At 60.2% G+C, this 13,911-nt stretch carries 15 protein-coding genes and 1 tRNA gene; 13 read left to right on the plus strand and 3 right to left on the minus strand.

All coding sequences use genetic code 11. The features are described 5' to 3' along the window. Window positions 1-122: 122 nt before the first annotated feature. The 12 genes from R4P64_RS04690 (at window position 123) to R4P64_RS04745 (ending at window position 10,586) form a co-directional block, all read left to right on the plus strand. Entirely contained in the window at window positions 123-593 is a 471-nt protein-coding gene (locus R4P64_RS04690; RefSeq protein ID WP_033235227.1) for a MarR family winged helix-turn-helix transcriptional regulator, read from the plus strand. Window positions 594-646: 53 nt separating this feature from the next. Beyond that, a tRNA-Ser gene (locus tag R4P64_RS04695) sits at window positions 647-736 on the plus strand. A gap of 544 nt (window positions 737-1,280) precedes the next feature. After that, window positions 1,281-2,957, plus strand: a complete 1,677-nt coding sequence (gene amt / locus R4P64_RS04700) for an ammonium transporter (RefSeq protein ID WP_317819512.1) — start codon at window positions 1,281-1,283, stop codon at window positions 2,955-2,957. 58 nt (window positions 2,958-3,015) lie between these two features. Then, complete coding sequence (locus tag R4P64_RS04705; RefSeq protein ID WP_033235127.1) at window positions 3,016-3,318, plus strand: urease subunit gamma; 303 nt, start codon at window positions 3,016-3,018, stop codon at window positions 3,316-3,318. Between the two features lie 45 nt (window positions 3,319-3,363). After that, complete coding sequence (locus R4P64_RS04710; RefSeq protein ID WP_033235126.1) at window positions 3,364-3,801, plus strand: urease subunit beta; 438 nt, start codon at window positions 3,364-3,366, stop codon at window positions 3,799-3,801. Between the two features lie 35 nt (window positions 3,802-3,836). Continuing rightward, window positions 3,837-5,555: an urease subunit alpha gene (locus tag R4P64_RS04715; RefSeq protein ID WP_033235125.1), complete on the plus strand. Its 1,719-nt coding sequence runs from the start codon at window positions 3,837-3,839 to the stop codon at window positions 5,553-5,555. 9 nt (window positions 5,556-5,564) lie between these two features. Continuing rightward, on the plus strand, window positions 5,565-6,185 hold the full coding sequence (gene ureE, locus R4P64_RS04720) for an urease accessory protein UreE (RefSeq protein WP_317819513.1): 621 nt from the start codon (window positions 5,565-5,567) through the stop codon (window positions 6,183-6,185). Further along, a complete protein-coding gene (locus R4P64_RS04725; RefSeq protein WP_287161128.1) occupies window positions 6,169-6,882 on the plus strand; it encodes an urease accessory protein UreF in 714 nt (237 codons plus the stop codon). The genes ureE and R4P64_RS04725 overlap by 17 nt, the downstream gene beginning before the upstream one ends. A gap of 10 nt (window positions 6,883-6,892) precedes the next feature. Then, window positions 6,893-7,534, plus strand: a complete 642-nt coding sequence (gene ureG / locus R4P64_RS04730; protein ID WP_033235122.1) for an urease accessory protein UreG — start codon at window positions 6,893-6,895, stop codon at window positions 7,532-7,534. After that, window positions 7,531-8,490: an urease accessory protein UreD gene (locus tag R4P64_RS04735; RefSeq protein ID WP_317819515.1), complete on the plus strand. Its 960-nt coding sequence runs from the start codon at window positions 7,531-7,533 to the stop codon at window positions 8,488-8,490. Before ureG ends, R4P64_RS04735 begins: the two co-directional genes overlap by 4 nt. A gap of 37 nt (window positions 8,491-8,527) precedes the next feature. Then, window positions 8,528-9,571 carry an urea transporter gene (gene yut, locus R4P64_RS04740; RefSeq protein WP_317819516.1) on the plus strand — a complete coding sequence of 348 codons (1,044 nt, stop codon included), beginning with the start codon at window positions 8,528-8,530 and terminating at the stop codon, window positions 9,569-9,571. Window positions 9,572-9,659: 88 nt separating this feature from the next. Further along, window positions 9,660-10,586 (plus strand): D-isomer specific 2-hydroxyacid dehydrogenase family protein, encoded by a 927-nt coding sequence (locus R4P64_RS04745; protein ID WP_317819517.1) that lies wholly within the window; start codon window positions 9,660-9,662, stop codon window positions 10,584-10,586. A gap of 6 nt (window positions 10,587-10,592) precedes the next feature. Here the strand turns inward: R4P64_RS04745 and R4P64_RS04750 are convergent, their stop codons facing one another. Both R4P64_RS04750 and R4P64_RS04755 read right to left on the minus strand, forming a co-directional pair. Continuing rightward, the gene (locus R4P64_RS04750) at window positions 10,593-10,997 is read right to left on the minus strand and encodes a DUF4259 domain-containing protein (RefSeq protein ID WP_033235119.1); all 405 of its coding nucleotides are present in this window, start codon (window positions 10,995-10,997) and stop codon (window positions 10,593-10,595) included. 27 nt (window positions 10,998-11,024) lie between these two features. Beyond that, entirely contained in the window at window positions 11,025-11,642 is a 618-nt protein-coding gene (locus R4P64_RS04755; RefSeq protein ID WP_317542093.1) for a LysE family translocator, read from the minus strand. 359 nt (window positions 11,643-12,001) lie between these two features. Here R4P64_RS04755 and R4P64_RS04760 point away from each other — a divergent pair, with 359 nt between their 5' ends. Further along, complete coding sequence (locus R4P64_RS04760) at window positions 12,002-13,018, plus strand: alpha/beta hydrolase family protein (protein ID WP_317819520.1); 1,017 nt, start codon at window positions 12,002-12,004, stop codon at window positions 13,016-13,018. Between the two features lie 17 nt (window positions 13,019-13,035). On the opposite strand, the gene R4P64_RS04765 is transcribed toward R4P64_RS04760, so the two are convergent. Beyond that, entirely contained in the window at window positions 13,036-13,905 is an 870-nt protein-coding gene (locus R4P64_RS04765) for an MYG1 family protein (protein WP_287161136.1), read from the minus strand. Between the last annotated feature and the right edge of the window lie 6 nt (window positions 13,906-13,911).

Genomic DNA, 13,911 nt, shown 5'->3' on the forward strand with positions numbered 1-13,911 from the left:
TGAATGTGGCGTATGCAGGTCTAAACTGGGGAGCCGTGACAACTGACACGACAACCGACGAGGCACCCGTACTCCGGGAGCCGTCCAGCGTACCGGCGGAAACGTCGCCTTCGCAGCAGGAAATGCTGCCCGCGCAGCAAGAAACTCCGTGGCTGACGCCTGCCGAGATGCGTGCCTGGCGCGGATACATGGACGGCAATCAGCGGCTCATGGAGGTCTTGAACCGGGAGCTGCAGGATTCGCATGATCTCTCGTTGGCGGATTACCGCATCCTCGTGATGTTGTCGGAAGCCCCGGACGGTTCAACTCGGATGAGTGACTTGGCAGACGGTGTCCTGTCCTCTCGTAGCCGCCTCACGCACCAGATTCGTCGCATGGAGTCTCAGGGCATAGTCGAGCGCACTACCTGCGCCGAGGACGGGCGTGGCGTGCTTGCGCAGATCACCGACGAGGGCCGACGACGCCTCGCTGCTGCCGCACCCACCCATGTCGCCGGCGTGCGCAAAAATCTCGTGGATTTGTTGACGCCCAATGAACTGGAAGTGCTGGCAGACGTCTTCTCGAAGGTTGACGCGGCCATCGGCGATCGCTGAGTAACGGGGAGCCGTTTTCACAGTTCGCGAGTGCACCGGATAGTATCGCCCACGGAAGCGTGGCAGAGCGGCCGAATGCACTCGCCTTGAAAGCGAGCGTGGCGTTAAACCCACCGGGGGTTCAAATCCCTCCGCTTCCGCCAACAGTCCCTCACCTGCTTGCGCAGGTGGGGGACTTTTTGTCGCCAGCTGCAGAGACACGGTTCAATCTATTTGTTGCAGTACGCAACCTTGCGGGGATATTCAAGAATGAATCGCGGATTTGTGGATGTTCAACTGAACAGTTAGGCCACTAATTCGCGTAATTACCTGACCATTCGGATAGGTATTGACGTGGACTTGGGCAACTTTTATTTCCACTTCGATGTTTTGCAATCGAAAGCATATTAGAGAAGCGCCGCGATGCGGGTGTCGCGCCGTAACTGTGCTGACTGACTATTGTTATTGTTCGGTGACCGAAAGAATGAAATAAGTTCTGTCCGTTACTGTTTCGACTCCGAATTCAGGAACTCTCCCTAAGTTGGCAGAGCAGAGCAACCCCACCATTCGGTACGAAATGTGCAACCATGGCACCGGCGCCTTCGGTTGGATATTCGCTGTCGGTGTTAACCGCGCACCGTCGTTCGTACGCGTAACGAGAAAAATCGAGACCTATTACGGTCTTATTACTCGGAGGTGGTTTTACCGATGCTCGCCGAACCCGTTATAAATAGTGGTGACACGGCCTGGGTGCTCATTTCCGCAGGGCTTGTCCTCTTTATGGTTCCAGGTCTCGCGTTCTTCTACGCTGGATTGGTGCGCGGCAGTAACGCGCTGGTGATGTTGCAGCAGAACCTGGTTCCGCTCGGCTTGGTGTCCATCACCTGGGTTGTCTTCGGCTACAGCTTTGCGTTCAGCGGCGACTGGGGATCCGGCTTTCTCGGCGACTTGAAACTCTTCGGCTTGCAGGACATTCACACCGCCGCCGCGCCGGGATTCCACTTGATCGAGGGGGCTGTTGCAGTCCCGACCTTGGCGTTTGTCGCCTATCAGATGATGTTCGCGATCATCACGCCTGCTTTGATCACCGGTGCCACGGCAAACCGTCTCAAGCCGTTGGGGTGGGCTGTTCTCCTTGTTCTGTGGTCGATCATCGTCTATCCCCCGATCGCCCACTGGCTCTTCAATCCTGAAGGCTGGTTGGCGCTCCGTGGGGCGCAGGACTGGGCCGGCGGAATCGTCGTCCACGCGTCGGCGGGCGCCGCAGCACTCGCGATCTTGTTGGTTGTCGGCAAACGCCCGGGCTGGCCGAACGCGGAAGCCGTTCCTCACTCCGTTCCGTTGGCTCTGGTCGGCGCTGGCATCTTGTGGTTCGGCTGGTTCGGTTTCAACGCCGGCGACGGTCTGGCTGCGGATGGCGTTGCGGCGCAAGCCTTGATCAACACTCACATTGCCGCTGCCGGCGGCATGGTCGTCTGGCTGGTCATCGAGCGGTACACCGAGGGTAAAGCCACGGCGATCGGTGGAATCACCGGCGCGGTCGGAGGTTTGGCGACCATCACACCTTGCGCCGGCTTCGTGAGTACGTTCTCCGCCTTGGCAATTGGTGTGCTTGCCGGATTGATCTGCCACTTCGGATTGGCGCTCAAGTCCATTTTCAAGTTCGACGACGCACTCGACGTCATCGCCGTCCACTTTGTCGGCGGCATCCTCGGATCGCTGCTTCTCGGTCTGTTTGCAGAGAAGGCGATCAACCCGATCGGCCGCGACGGACTTCTGTTCGGTGGCGGACTCGGTCTACTCGGTGAGCAGGCTTTGGCTCTGATCACCGTCATCGCCTTCTCGTTTGTCGTGACCTGGTTGATCGCCATGGGAATCGAGAAGACGATCGGGCTCAAGCTGGCTCCGAAAGACCAGGTGAACATCGACCGTCGTCAGCAAGGCATGGACGCATACCGCTACAACCCGGCGTTTGTCGAAGCAGGTGGAGCACCGCAATCGACCGGGTTCGACGGGGGAGTCGTAGCCGACGGAGAAAAGCTTGCTCCACATCCCGATGCGCCGAAGCATGAACTGATCACTGCGGTCCTCCAGACCATCGAGTCGGAGAAGTTGCGTGAGGCATTGCTGGCTGCGGGAGCGGAGTCGATCGTGGTTTCGGAAGCCCATGTGTCCGCGAGTGATTCGGATTCTCTCAAGTTCCGCGGCCAACGCAACGACGTCGTCTTCACCGACCGATTGCGGGTCGAAGTTCTTGTACCGTCCGACCGCGCCCAAGCCGTGCTCGACGCAATCAACCGGCACTCCCTCGGAAGGAGGAGTGGATTTGTGCAGCAATCCGCGGAACCGTTGTCGGGGTCGAGCGCACCCGGTACCGGGACCTGACCAGCTTTCCAGCTGACCACACGGAAGTGAAGAGTATGAGCGAGAAGGAGTTGTCGGAATGCATCTGACACCGAGAGAACTCGACAAGCTGACCATCCTCATGTTGGCTGACGTGGCTCTGCGACGAAAAGCAAAGGGGCTCAAGCTTAATCACCCGGAGTCGGTAGCTGTCATCACGGCGGCTGCCTTGGAGGGTGCTCGCGAGGGGAAAACTCTCGAGGAAGTCATGGCGGACGCGTCGCACGCATTGACCGTCGACGACGTCATGGACGGTGTCGCGGACATGATTCCGCGCGTGCAGGTCGAGGCGGTCTTCCTCGACGGTAGCCGCCTCGTCACCGTGCATTCGCCCATCCAGTAGCCGTACCGAACTCAGGCCGAAAGACCAACTCAGGAGCACCCGAAGATGGCAACAAAATCATCGAAGAAGAATTCCGGCGACGAGAAGAAGGTTCCGGTCGGGGGATACGTCCTGCGGGATGAACCGATCGAGATCAACGAAGGCCGGCCGCGTCTGAAGCTGCGTGTGCGAAATACGGGTGACCGGCCCATTCAGGTGGGGTCGCACTATCACTTCATGGAGGTCAATCGAGCATTGTCATTCGATCGAGAGAAGGCGTTCGGCTGGCGTCTGGACATCCCGGCCGGTACTGCCGTGCGCTTCGAACCGGGAGACGAGAAGGAAGTGACGTTGGTGCCGTTCGGCGGCAAGCAGCGCGCCCACGGATTCAACAGTTTGGTGGACGGTTGGGCTCCCACGCACGCCGCGTATCGCCCGCGCTTGCCCCGTGCCGTCGCTCTTGCCGATGAGCTCGGCTTCTTGTCCGAACCACAATCCGACTGAGCCTCGTTCACGGTGGCCGAAGGAGAGCAATACTCATGACAAGCATTTCACGGCAAGAGTATTCGGGCCTGTTCGGTGTCACGAAAGGTGACCAGATCAGGCTCGGCAACACGGACCTGTACATCGAGGTCGAGGAAGATCTTCGAACCATCGGTGATGAGTCGATCTACGGCGGCGGCAAGACTCTGCGCGACGGTATGGGCCAGGATCCGGCGTCGTGTAGTCGCGATGGCGCACTCGATCTGGTGATCACCAACGTCGTGATCCTCGACGCCACGATCGGCGTCGTCAAAGCCGATGTCGGTATCAAGGACGGCAAAATCGTCGGGTGGGGCAAGGCCGGCAACTCGAGCACGATGGACGGGGTGACGCCGGGACTCACGACGGGACCGGCAACGGATGCCATCTCCGGTGAGCAGCTGATTCTGACTGCCGCTGGTATTGATCCGCACGTCCACCTCGTTTCTCCTCAGCAGGCGTACCACGCGCTCAGTGGTGGTGTGACGACGCTGATCGGCGGCGGTATCGGGCCGTCGGACGGTACCAACGGCACCACCATCACCTCGGGTATCTGGAACATGGAGATGATGCTCAAGGCCAATGAGGGTCTTCCCGTCAACATCGCCATGTTGGGTAAGGGCAACTCGTCCGGCTATCCGTCTTTGATCGAGCAGATCAAGGCAGGTGCCGCGGGATTGAAGGTCCACGAGGACTGGGGCGCAACACCAGCCGCGATCCGGGCATCGCTGCGTGCGGCCGACGAGATGGACGTTCAGGTTGCCATCCACACGGATACGTTGAACGAGGCCGGCTATGTCGAAGACACCATTGCAGCATTCGAGGGCCGCACCATTCACACCTATCACAGTGAGGGCGCCGGCGGCGGCCATGCACCGGATATCCTGAGGGTGACCGGTGAGGACAACGTTCTTCCAGCGTCGACCAACCCGACGTTGCCGTACGGCATCAACACGCAAGCCGAGTTGTTCGACATGATCATGGTTTGTCACAACCTCAATCCCAAAGTGCCGTCCGATGTTTCGTTTGCCGAGTCACGCGTTCGCGCGGAGACGATCGGTGCGGAGAACGTGCTGCAGGACATGGGGGTCATCTCGATGTTCTCGAGCGACTCGCAGGCAATGGGCCGTGTCGGGGAGAACTGGCTCCGGGCGATCCAGACAGCCGACTGCATGAAACGTGCCCGGGGAAAGCTGCCGGAGGACTCCAAGACGCACGACAACTTCCGGGTCCTACGGTACGTCGCGAAGACGACGATCAACCCGGCCCTGACATTCGGGTTGTCCCATGTCATTGGTTCCATCGCGCCGGGAAAAATGGCGGATCTTGTTCTCTGGGAACCCGCTTTCTTCGGTGCGAAGCCTAAAATGATCATCAAGAACGGAATGATCAGTTGGCACGCCATGGGAGATCCGAACGCATCGTTACCGACCCCGCAGCCGGTGATCTACCGGCCGATGTTCGGTGGGTTCGGTAAGGCCCTGCCCGAGAGTTCGGTGTCGTTTGTGTCCCAGGCCGCGTTGGATGACGGCATCAAGGATCGACTAGGACTCGAGCGTCAAGTTCTTGCCGTCGAGGGCACTCGCACCGTGACCAAACGCGACCTCGTGCGAAACTCTGCCACTCCGGAGATCAAGGTCGATCCGGAGACCTTCGCGGTGACGGCGGACGGCGTTCACGCCTACGTCGAACCGGCCGAATCCATTCGCCTGAACCAACTTTACTTCTTCAGTTAGGGGAATCCTGTGTCTGAAACAATCGCACACACTCACGGCGAGATGACGGCGTCGACAGGCAAGCCCACTCGAGTCGACGCGCTACTCGGGAAGGAGACTGACGAAGAGTGGGCCGGTCGACTCGAGAAGGCAGTAGTCGACGTACTTTCACTCGATCAGTGGGAAGCGCAGAAGAGCAGGTTGCGACGCACGACGGTCGGCGGACGTGAGTTGGCGGTGTCACTCGACCGCGGTGTTCAGTTGCAGGACGGCGACATTCTGCTGTGGGACGAGCCGGAGAACACCGTCGTTGTCGCGCGGATCAACCTCAAGGACGTGCTCGAGATCGACCTCAGTGCATTGCTCGACGTGACACCGGAGAAGATGATCCAGACGTGTCTCGAGTTGGGTCACGCTGTGGGTAACCAGCATTGGCCGGCAGTGGTGAAGGGAATGAAGGTCTATGTTCCGCTGACGGTAGACAAGGCGGTCATGGGTTCGGTGATGCGCACCCATGCGTTCGAGGGCATCGAGTACACCTTCATTCCTGGCTCCGAGGTCATTCCCTACATTGCTCCGCACGAGGCACGCCGACTGTTCGGTGCGGCAGCGCGCGAGGGTGAGGGGCATACCCATGACCCCCTCGTGTGAAGGGTCGCAGCTGAGCATCAACCGTGCGATGCGGATGATGCAGTTTTCCGATTCGATGTTCCCGGTCGGTTCCTTCTCGTTCTCGAACGGGTTGGAATCGGCCGTGGCGCAAGGAATTGTCACCGATGCTCCGTCGTTGCGGGAATTTGTTCTCTCGGCCGCGCATCAGGGTGCGACATGCGATGGTATCGCCGTGCTGGCCGCCCACCGGGGTGCGTCGGACGGTAATTTCTCGGCGATTCTGGCGGCGGATCATGCCGTGATCGAACGCAAACTCAACGAAGAGTCCCGAACGATGACTACCCGGATGGGTAAGAAGCTGGCGGAGCTCGGCGGCCGACTCGCCGGTGAGACGTTGTTCGGCAAGTGGCTATCGGCGATCGAGGCTGGAGAAACCCCCGGCACGTATCCGGCGGGTCTCGGAATTGCCTTCGCGGAGATGGGTTCTCCGGAGCATGATGCCTTTACCGTTCATCAGTACGGTGTGGCGATGACGTTGCTCGGTGCGGCGCTCCGTATCGTTCGGGTAGATCACCTTGCCACGCAGGAGATTCTGTTCGAGGTGAATCAATCCGCCGACGGCGAGTATGCGGCCGTTCGCGAGTACGGGCTTGATGACATGTCCAACTTTTCCCCGATGATCGACATTCTGGCAGCGGTTCACGTCAAGGCACATGTCCGAATGTTCATGAACTAGAAGGAGAATCATGAAGAAGACAACGCGCATCGGAATCGGCGGTCCTGTGGGTTCGGGCAAGACTGCCCTCATCGAGGCGATTACGCCGGAATTCGTGAAGCGGGGGACCAGTGTACTGATCATCACCAACGACGTGGTTACCACGGAGGATGCCAAGCATGTGCGCAAGGCACTCAAAGGTGTTCTCGTGGAGGAACGTATCGTGGGAGTGGAGACTGGTGCGTGTCCCCATACCGCCGTTCGCGAGGACCCCAGTATGAACCTCGCGGCGGTCGAGGACATGGAACGCACGTTCCCGGACACGGATATCGTGTTCATCGAAAGTGGTGGTGACAACCTCACTCTGACGTTCAGTCCCGCTCTCGTCGACTATTTCATCTACGTCATCGATGTAGCTGCGGGAGATAAGATTCCGCGTAAGAACGGACCCGGGATCTCGCAGTCGGACATCCTGGTCATCAACAAGACGGATCTGGCACCGTACGTGAAGGCCGATCTGGGTGTCATGGATCGAGACTCGAAGGGAATGCGCGGTGACAAGCCGTTTGTCTTCACCAATTGCATGACCGGCGAGGGAATCAAGGAAGTGGTGGACCTCATCGTGCACGGTGTCCTCTTCGACGAAGAGGAAGTGGGAGCGAGCGCCAAGTGAGCGCTCCAGCTGCCTCGGGGGCCGCGCGGTCGCTCCCGGGGCCGATCCCGACCGTTCCGGAACTCGACCAGTACCAGGATCAGCCGAAGCAAGCCCCGGCCGGCAAGGTGGGCAAGACCGGGGTGCTCGAGATGCGTTTTGTCGATCGCGGCGACAAGACGATTCTCCGGGACATGTATCGGAAGACGCCTTTACTTGTTCAACAAGCGCTGTACTGGGACGAAGCGTTGCCGGCAATGCCGTGCGTCTACATGATCTCGACGTCCGGCAGTGTGCTGCAGGGTGATCGGCTGTTCCTGACCATCGACATGGAACCCGGATCCTTGGCACACGTCACGACACAGTCGGCAACCAAGGTGCATCAAATGGATGCGAATCATGCGTCGCAGTTGCAGAAGGTGACCTTGGCTGAGAATTCGTATCTCGAACTGATGCCGGGTGTGACTATCCCGCACCGCAATGCGAGGTACTTCGCACGCACCGATGTCACGGTGGATCCGTCTGCAACGCTGCTATTTTCGGAAATTGTGATGCCTGGCCGTAAGTACCACAGGAGCGCCCAGTCCGATACGGAGCTGTTTGTCTACGACCTGTACTCCACCCTGATCAAGGCGCGGCGCCCGGATGGAGCGGATCTCTTCACCGAGAAACTGGTGATCGAACCGCAGCGTTTCCCGGTGCGATACAAGGGAATCATGGGGGAGTACGACGTCTTCGGCAACGTCATTCTGCTCACTCCGAAAGAGAATGCCGACGAGATACTGGAACAGGTTGTTCCGGGGCCCGACGGGAAGGTCTTCTCGGGTGCGAGCCGACTACCGAACGATGCCGGGTTGATCTTCAAGGTCCTGGGTCCCGAGAGCGAACCGGTCAAAGCCAAGGTCCGTGATTTCTGGGCGCTCGTTCGAAAGTCGGTTCTGGATACCACTATTCCGCCCGTCCCGCTCTGGGGATGACGCGGTTCGCCGGGAGAAGAAGTGTGAGGGATGTGAGATGACCACCATCACCAAACCCTGGGACGATATCGCGGACAAGAACGTCGTGCTGCGATTCATCGACACCAACCTCAAGGGCTCCGGGCAGGTGATGTTTCAGGGCAATGCCCTGACCGGACTGCTGTTTCTCATCGGTATTTTCTGGGGTGCGATAGCCGCCGACACGATCACCGTGGCGATCGGCGCGGTTGTGGGTTTGGTGGTGTCCACGGTTACCGGGATGCTGCTGCATTCGGATGACGATTCGATGCGCATCGGTTTGTACGGATACAACGGAATCCTGGTCGGCGCAGCATTTCCCACGTTCCTTGCCGGCGGCGTGATGCTGTGGATTTACCTGGTTGTCGGTGCTGCGGCGTCCACTATCGCATTTCTTGCGGTTGCCAACGTCTTCAAGACCTGGGGTGTGCCGGCGCTGACCTTTCCGTTCAACCTCGTCAACTGGTTCTTCCTTCTGGCCGCCTTCCAGTTCCTGCGGATCGAAACGTCGGACCTCAGTGCCGCACAGTTCCCGCAGCACATCGGGGATTCATCGGTTCACGCCGACATCACGTTCGGCTTCCTCTGGGACACACTGTTTCGCAACGTCTCCCAGATATTTCTGATCAACAACACCATCACCGGAATCATCTTCGTGGTCGCCTTGCTCGTTGCGTCCCGGTGGGCGGCGGTGTTCGCCCTCATCGGTTCCGCCGTAGCGATCGGTTCGGTACTTGCGCTCGGCGCAAACACCGTCGACATCGGTAACGGCCTTTACGGGCTCAGTTCGGTGTTGACGGCTATCGCCTTGGGGTCGGTGTTCTACAACCCGTCGTGGCGTGTGTTTGTCTATGCGGTCTTCGGGGTGCTGGTGACGGTAGTCATTCACGGCACCCTGGTCTCGGCCTTCGCGCCGATCAGTCTGCCGGCGGGTACCGGTCCGTTCGTGTTTGCGACGTGGCTGTTCCTGCTACCGAAGAAGAAGTTCGTTCCCGTCCAGCACGACACCATCAAGGGCGGCGCCGCAGAGGGCAAGGACTCGATCGCGAAAGCAAACGGCTAGAGAACGGGAGATACTCTACGGTGATGGGGACATGACTGCCGTCGTCGATCGCCCCACCGCCACTTCCCTTGAATAGAAAGCGTCTCTCATGACAGGCACCAGCGCCCCTCGCATCCATCTCGGTCCCGTCGAGGATTCGCACCTTGCGGACGGGATTCGCCGAGCCGGTGGAGTGCTCGTTCCACTCGCCGAGGCCGAGGGCGTCGTCTGGGCGGATGGGCCGGACACGTTCCCGTCGTCGCTGCCCGACTCGGTTCGCTGGGTGCAGTTGCCGTTTGCCGGGATCGAGCCCTGGTTCGACGCCGGCGTCATCGACGACAAGCGGGTCTGGACGTCCGCTGCCGGCGCGTATGCGGGCAACGTGGCCGAGCACACGATGATGCTCCTCCTTGCTGGAGTGCGCTCTCTCCCCGAACAATTGGCGGCACAGTCGTGGCGTAAAGAAGAATTCGATCCGCGAGTGGGCACCTTGCAGGGCTCGACGGTGGCGATCGTCGGCTGCGGTGGAATCGGTCGCGCGTTGATCCCGTACCTCGCCGCATCCAAGGTCGAGGTTATCGCGATCACCCGCTCGGGGACCCCCGTCGAAGGAGCCGTCGAAACGCTCTCGGCCGATCGCACCGGTGAAATCTGGTCCAAGGCAGACCACTTCGTGATCGCTGCACCGTCGACGTCGGCGACCCGGCATCTGATCGGCAAGGCGGAACTGGACCAGATGTCGGAGTCGAGCTGGATCGTGAACATCGCCCGCGGAAATCTCGTCGACACGGATGCGCTGGTCGACGCCCTCGAAGCCGGATCGATCGGCGGTGCGGCACTGGACGTCACAGATCCCGAGCCGCTGCCGCACGGACACCGGTTGTGGAAGCTGCCTAACGCGATCATCACTCCGCACGTCGCCAACCCGGCTACGACGCTCACGCGCGTCCTGGCAGATCACGTGGCCGCCAACGTTGCTCGATTTGCTGCGGGTGAGGACCTCGCTGCCGTGATCGATCCGTCGGCGGGCTACTGACCTAGATCAGACCGACAGCACACGCAGATCCTCGAGACCGTCGACAACCGGGATCCGCCAGGCCGCAAGTTCTTCCGGTCCCTGCTCGTCCCAGAGCTCGAACAGTTCCGAGTCGGTCGACGCGATGGTGCGCTCCACCATCTCGATCAGCCACGTGAGCCGCTCGCTGGTCAAGGCGTCGGCAAAGGCGTCGAGATCAAGTTCCTCGACGGCAGGATCCCGTTTGCGATCGGCGCGCACAATGAGCACCAATTCGAGTAAGGCAACGGCGATCTGGCCGCCGTCCACCTCGAGGTAGTCGTCCTCGAACGCCCATTCCACGGACTCGAAGGTGAAATCACCGTGCCCGATGGATGCAATCAAATCCCCCGCACCGTCGTTCTCGAACGGTCCCGATCCCCACGCGCCCACTGTTGTGCTCTTCTCTGATGTGTCGACTCAGCGCGCTTCCAGCGCGATCTTCGCTCCGAATCCTAGAAGAACCGTGCCGGTCACACGTTCAAGTGCCTGCCGCACTTTCGGCTTCTCGAAGGTGCTACGGGCGCGGGAGAGAAGCACGACGTAGGCGCTGAGCCACGCGATGGAGATCGCTGCGTGGATGATCACCAGGAGTGCGAGTGACGGACCCGTCGGCCATCCCGCTGGAACCAGTTGCGGCAGCAGGCTGGTGTAGAAGACCGCGATTTTGGGGTTGAGAAGGTTGGTGGTGAAACCGGTTTTCCAGGTCCCGGCCTTCTGCGAACGCGGTGCGTCGACGCTGCGCAGTTGGGATGAACGGCTGCCCCACAGCGCTCGCGCCCCCAAATAGATCAGATAGGCAGCGCCGGCGAGTTTCACGGCGGTGTATGCCTCCGCGGAAGCGGCCAGCAACGCCGACAAGCCGAGCACGGTGAGCAAGCCCCATACGAGCAGTCCGCTGATGATGCCTACCGCTACCCGGAATCCGGACGATCGACCGCCGGCGAGCGCTGCCTGCGTCACGACGGCCATGTCCGGTCCGGGCACGAGTGTGAGGAGTGCCAGAACGGCGGCAGCGGCCAACAGGGCGGAGATCATGGACTCAGTATGGGGAGTTGCCTCCTTGTGAACAAATCATGTCGCGTTGGGTCGGAACTGCATGGACACGCCCGAAACGGCAACGGTTCGGCGAATCTGAGGACAAAGTTATCCACACTGTGTAGAACCCTGTTAGTCGAGGTAGGTGGAATAACCTTGATGTAATTCATGTAGTTGTGCACAGGTTATGCACAGTCGTGGGCTGGATGTGAATGAAGTTATCCACACCTGTGTGTGCATCGGTGGAGAACTTGCCAAGAGTGACGCATACCCGGCTTTTGATCGACTCAATCCTTCGGTCGAATCGGCAGCCACGACCGAACAGTCTGACAGGGCGTTATGTGAGAAGGTGGCCACTTATGCGGACGTCAGTGGTACTCGGAGTGATTCTCTCGGTAAGTGCATTCGGCCTCGTCGGTGTTGCGCACTCCGATACAGCTGTTGCTCACGCCGAGACAGGGATAGCTCACGCCGAGACAGAGATCGCTCATATCGCACGGATCGAGCAGTTGACGCCCACTCGCAGTGCAGTGTTTGTCGACTCCCTGTCGATGCGCCGCGAAGTTCAGGTTCAGGTTCTGCATCCCGCGAGCGCGCCGGGCCCTCGGCCGACGTTTTATCTCCTCGACGGGGTCAGTGCCGGGTCGGAGTCGGGATACACCGAAAGTACGTGGACGCAGAACACCGACATCGAGGCGTTCTTTGCCGACAAGGACGTCAATGTGGTTCTGCCGGTGGGAGGTACCGGTAGTTTCTACACCGACTGGCGCAGCGACGACCCGAACCTCGGTGTGAACAAGTGGGAGTCGTTTCTGACGCGAGAGTTACCGCCCCTCATCGATGAGGCATTCGCCGGGAACGGCACCAATGTTGTCGGCGGCGTATCCATGGGCGCGCTGGCTGCGGGCAACCTGATCACTCGGAATCCGGACTTGTACACGGGATTGGCTTCGTACAGTGGGTGTCTCGACACCACGGCGCCGTACTCACAGGACTTCGTGCGCGCCACGGTTGCCAGCAAGAACGGCGACGCCACGAATATGTGGGGGCCGGCCGGGGATCCGGACTGGCGCAATCACAATCCGTCGGGCAATGCGGAGGCGTTGCGTGGCAAAACGATCTACAGCTCTGCGAGCAGCGGATTGCCAGGAGCGCACAACACAGCCCTCACTCTGGAAGGAGCGACGGCGATTGTCCGGGGTGGGCCGCTCGAAGCGCTCGTCCATTCGTGCACCCAGGCCTTCGAGAGCAGGCTCGAAGGTCTGGGCATCGCGGGAGTGTTTGCCTACCGGGACAGCGGAACCCATTCGTGGCCCTATTACGAGGATGCATTGCACGATTCCTGGCCGATACTGGAATCCGCACTCCGTCGCTGAAGAACCATGCTGAGGATCTACTCTGCGAGAGCCAATTCCAGCAGCTTCATCGCATCGTCGCGAGTGTGCGCGGCAGCGATGAATCCGGCCTTGTGGCAGAACACAGACGAGTCGACACCGGTTTCGGCCGCCAGATCCGAACCGTTGAGGCCGCGCCACTGCTCCGGCAACAGCTTTCGTGAACCGAACTTCGAATCAGCCGGCTTGACGGTCTGAATCGACCAGCCGCCGTTGGTGTTCGGGAAGATCGTGAACAACAGCTCCGGCTGAGCCGACGCCGCGCGGCCGTGCGGAATGAAGCGTTCCAGGACGACAAATCGCGGATCCGACGCTTTGGCGTACGTGTCCGCGAACTCCTTCTCGGCCGCTGCGTCGCCGGCGTACTTGGCGCGCAAGCGAATCAGGATCTGCGTTGCGAGCGCAACCGCGAGTTCGAATTGAATGTCGAATTCCTCGTCGGTGGACGAGATGGGATTGAACAGATCCAGAACCGCGGAAAGGTCGAATGGCTTGGTGCCGAACTCGTTGAGGGTGTAGATCTCCTGACCGTTGTCGACGGCGTCGATGCCCTCGACCAGGCGGCCGTCGATACGACGGCACACGGACTCGTCGCCGTTGCAGAACTTCAGGCCGTATTCCTGCCACAGCAACCCGAAGGCCGAGTACAGGATGCCGTTGCTGCGTTCGCCCGCACCGCGCTGGTGGTGGTCGAAACGGCCGGCTGCCGGCTCGTAGCGTCCGCCGACGTCGAGCACGATGTCTGCGCTGTTCAGGACGTCCTCGTCACGGGTGCGTACGACGGTGGCGTCGGGGTACAGCTGCTTCAGGAGCGATACGCCGAAGACGTCGTCTGCGTGGAACTTGCCGTTATGGGTCGCGATGATCACCAGTCG

This window comes from Rhodococcus sp. IEGM 1366 (genome assembly GCF_033142425.1).
In the GTDB taxonomy this organism is placed as follows: Bacteria; Actinomycetota; Actinomycetes; order Mycobacteriales; family Mycobacteriaceae; genus Rhodococcus_F; species Rhodococcus_F globerula.

Bases quoted from the DNA above. Each gene is read 5' to 3' on its own strand.
- R4P64_RS04690 (WP_033235227.1), top strand. From the start codon at position 123: ATGCTGCCCGCGCAGCAAGAAACTCCGTGGCTGACGCCTGCCGAGATG.
- amt (WP_317819512.1), top strand. From the start codon at position 1,281: ATGCTCGCCGAACCCGTTATAAATAGTGGTGACACGGCCTGGGTGCTC.
- R4P64_RS04705 (WP_033235127.1), top strand. From the start codon at position 3,016: ATGCATCTGACACCGAGAGAACTCGACAAGCTGACCATCCTCATGTTG.
- R4P64_RS04710 (WP_033235126.1), top strand. From the start codon at position 3,364: ATGGCAACAAAATCATCGAAGAAGAATTCCGGCGACGAGAAGAAGGTT.
- R4P64_RS04715 (WP_033235125.1), top strand. From the start codon at position 3,837: ATGACAAGCATTTCACGGCAAGAGTATTCGGGCCTGTTCGGTGTCACG.
- R4P64_RS04725 (WP_287161128.1), top strand. From the start codon at position 6,169: ATGACCCCCTCGTGTGAAGGGTCGCAGCTGAGCATCAACCGTGCGATG.
- ureG (WP_033235122.1), top strand. From the start codon at position 6,893: ATGAAGAAGACAACGCGCATCGGAATCGGCGGTCCTGTGGGTTCGGGC.
- yut (WP_317819516.1), top strand. From the start codon at position 8,528: ATGACCACCATCACCAAACCCTGGGACGATATCGCGGACAAGAACGTC.
- R4P64_RS04745 (WP_317819517.1), top strand. From the start codon at position 9,660: ATGACAGGCACCAGCGCCCCTCGCATCCATCTCGGTCCCGTCGAGGAT.
- R4P64_RS04755 (WP_317542093.1), bottom strand. From the start codon at position 11,642: ATGATCTCCGCCCTGTTGGCCGCTGCCGCCGTTCTGGCACTCCTCACA.
- R4P64_RS04760 (WP_317819520.1), top strand. From the start codon at position 12,002: ATGCGGACGTCAGTGGTACTCGGAGTGATTCTCTCGGTAAGTGCATTC.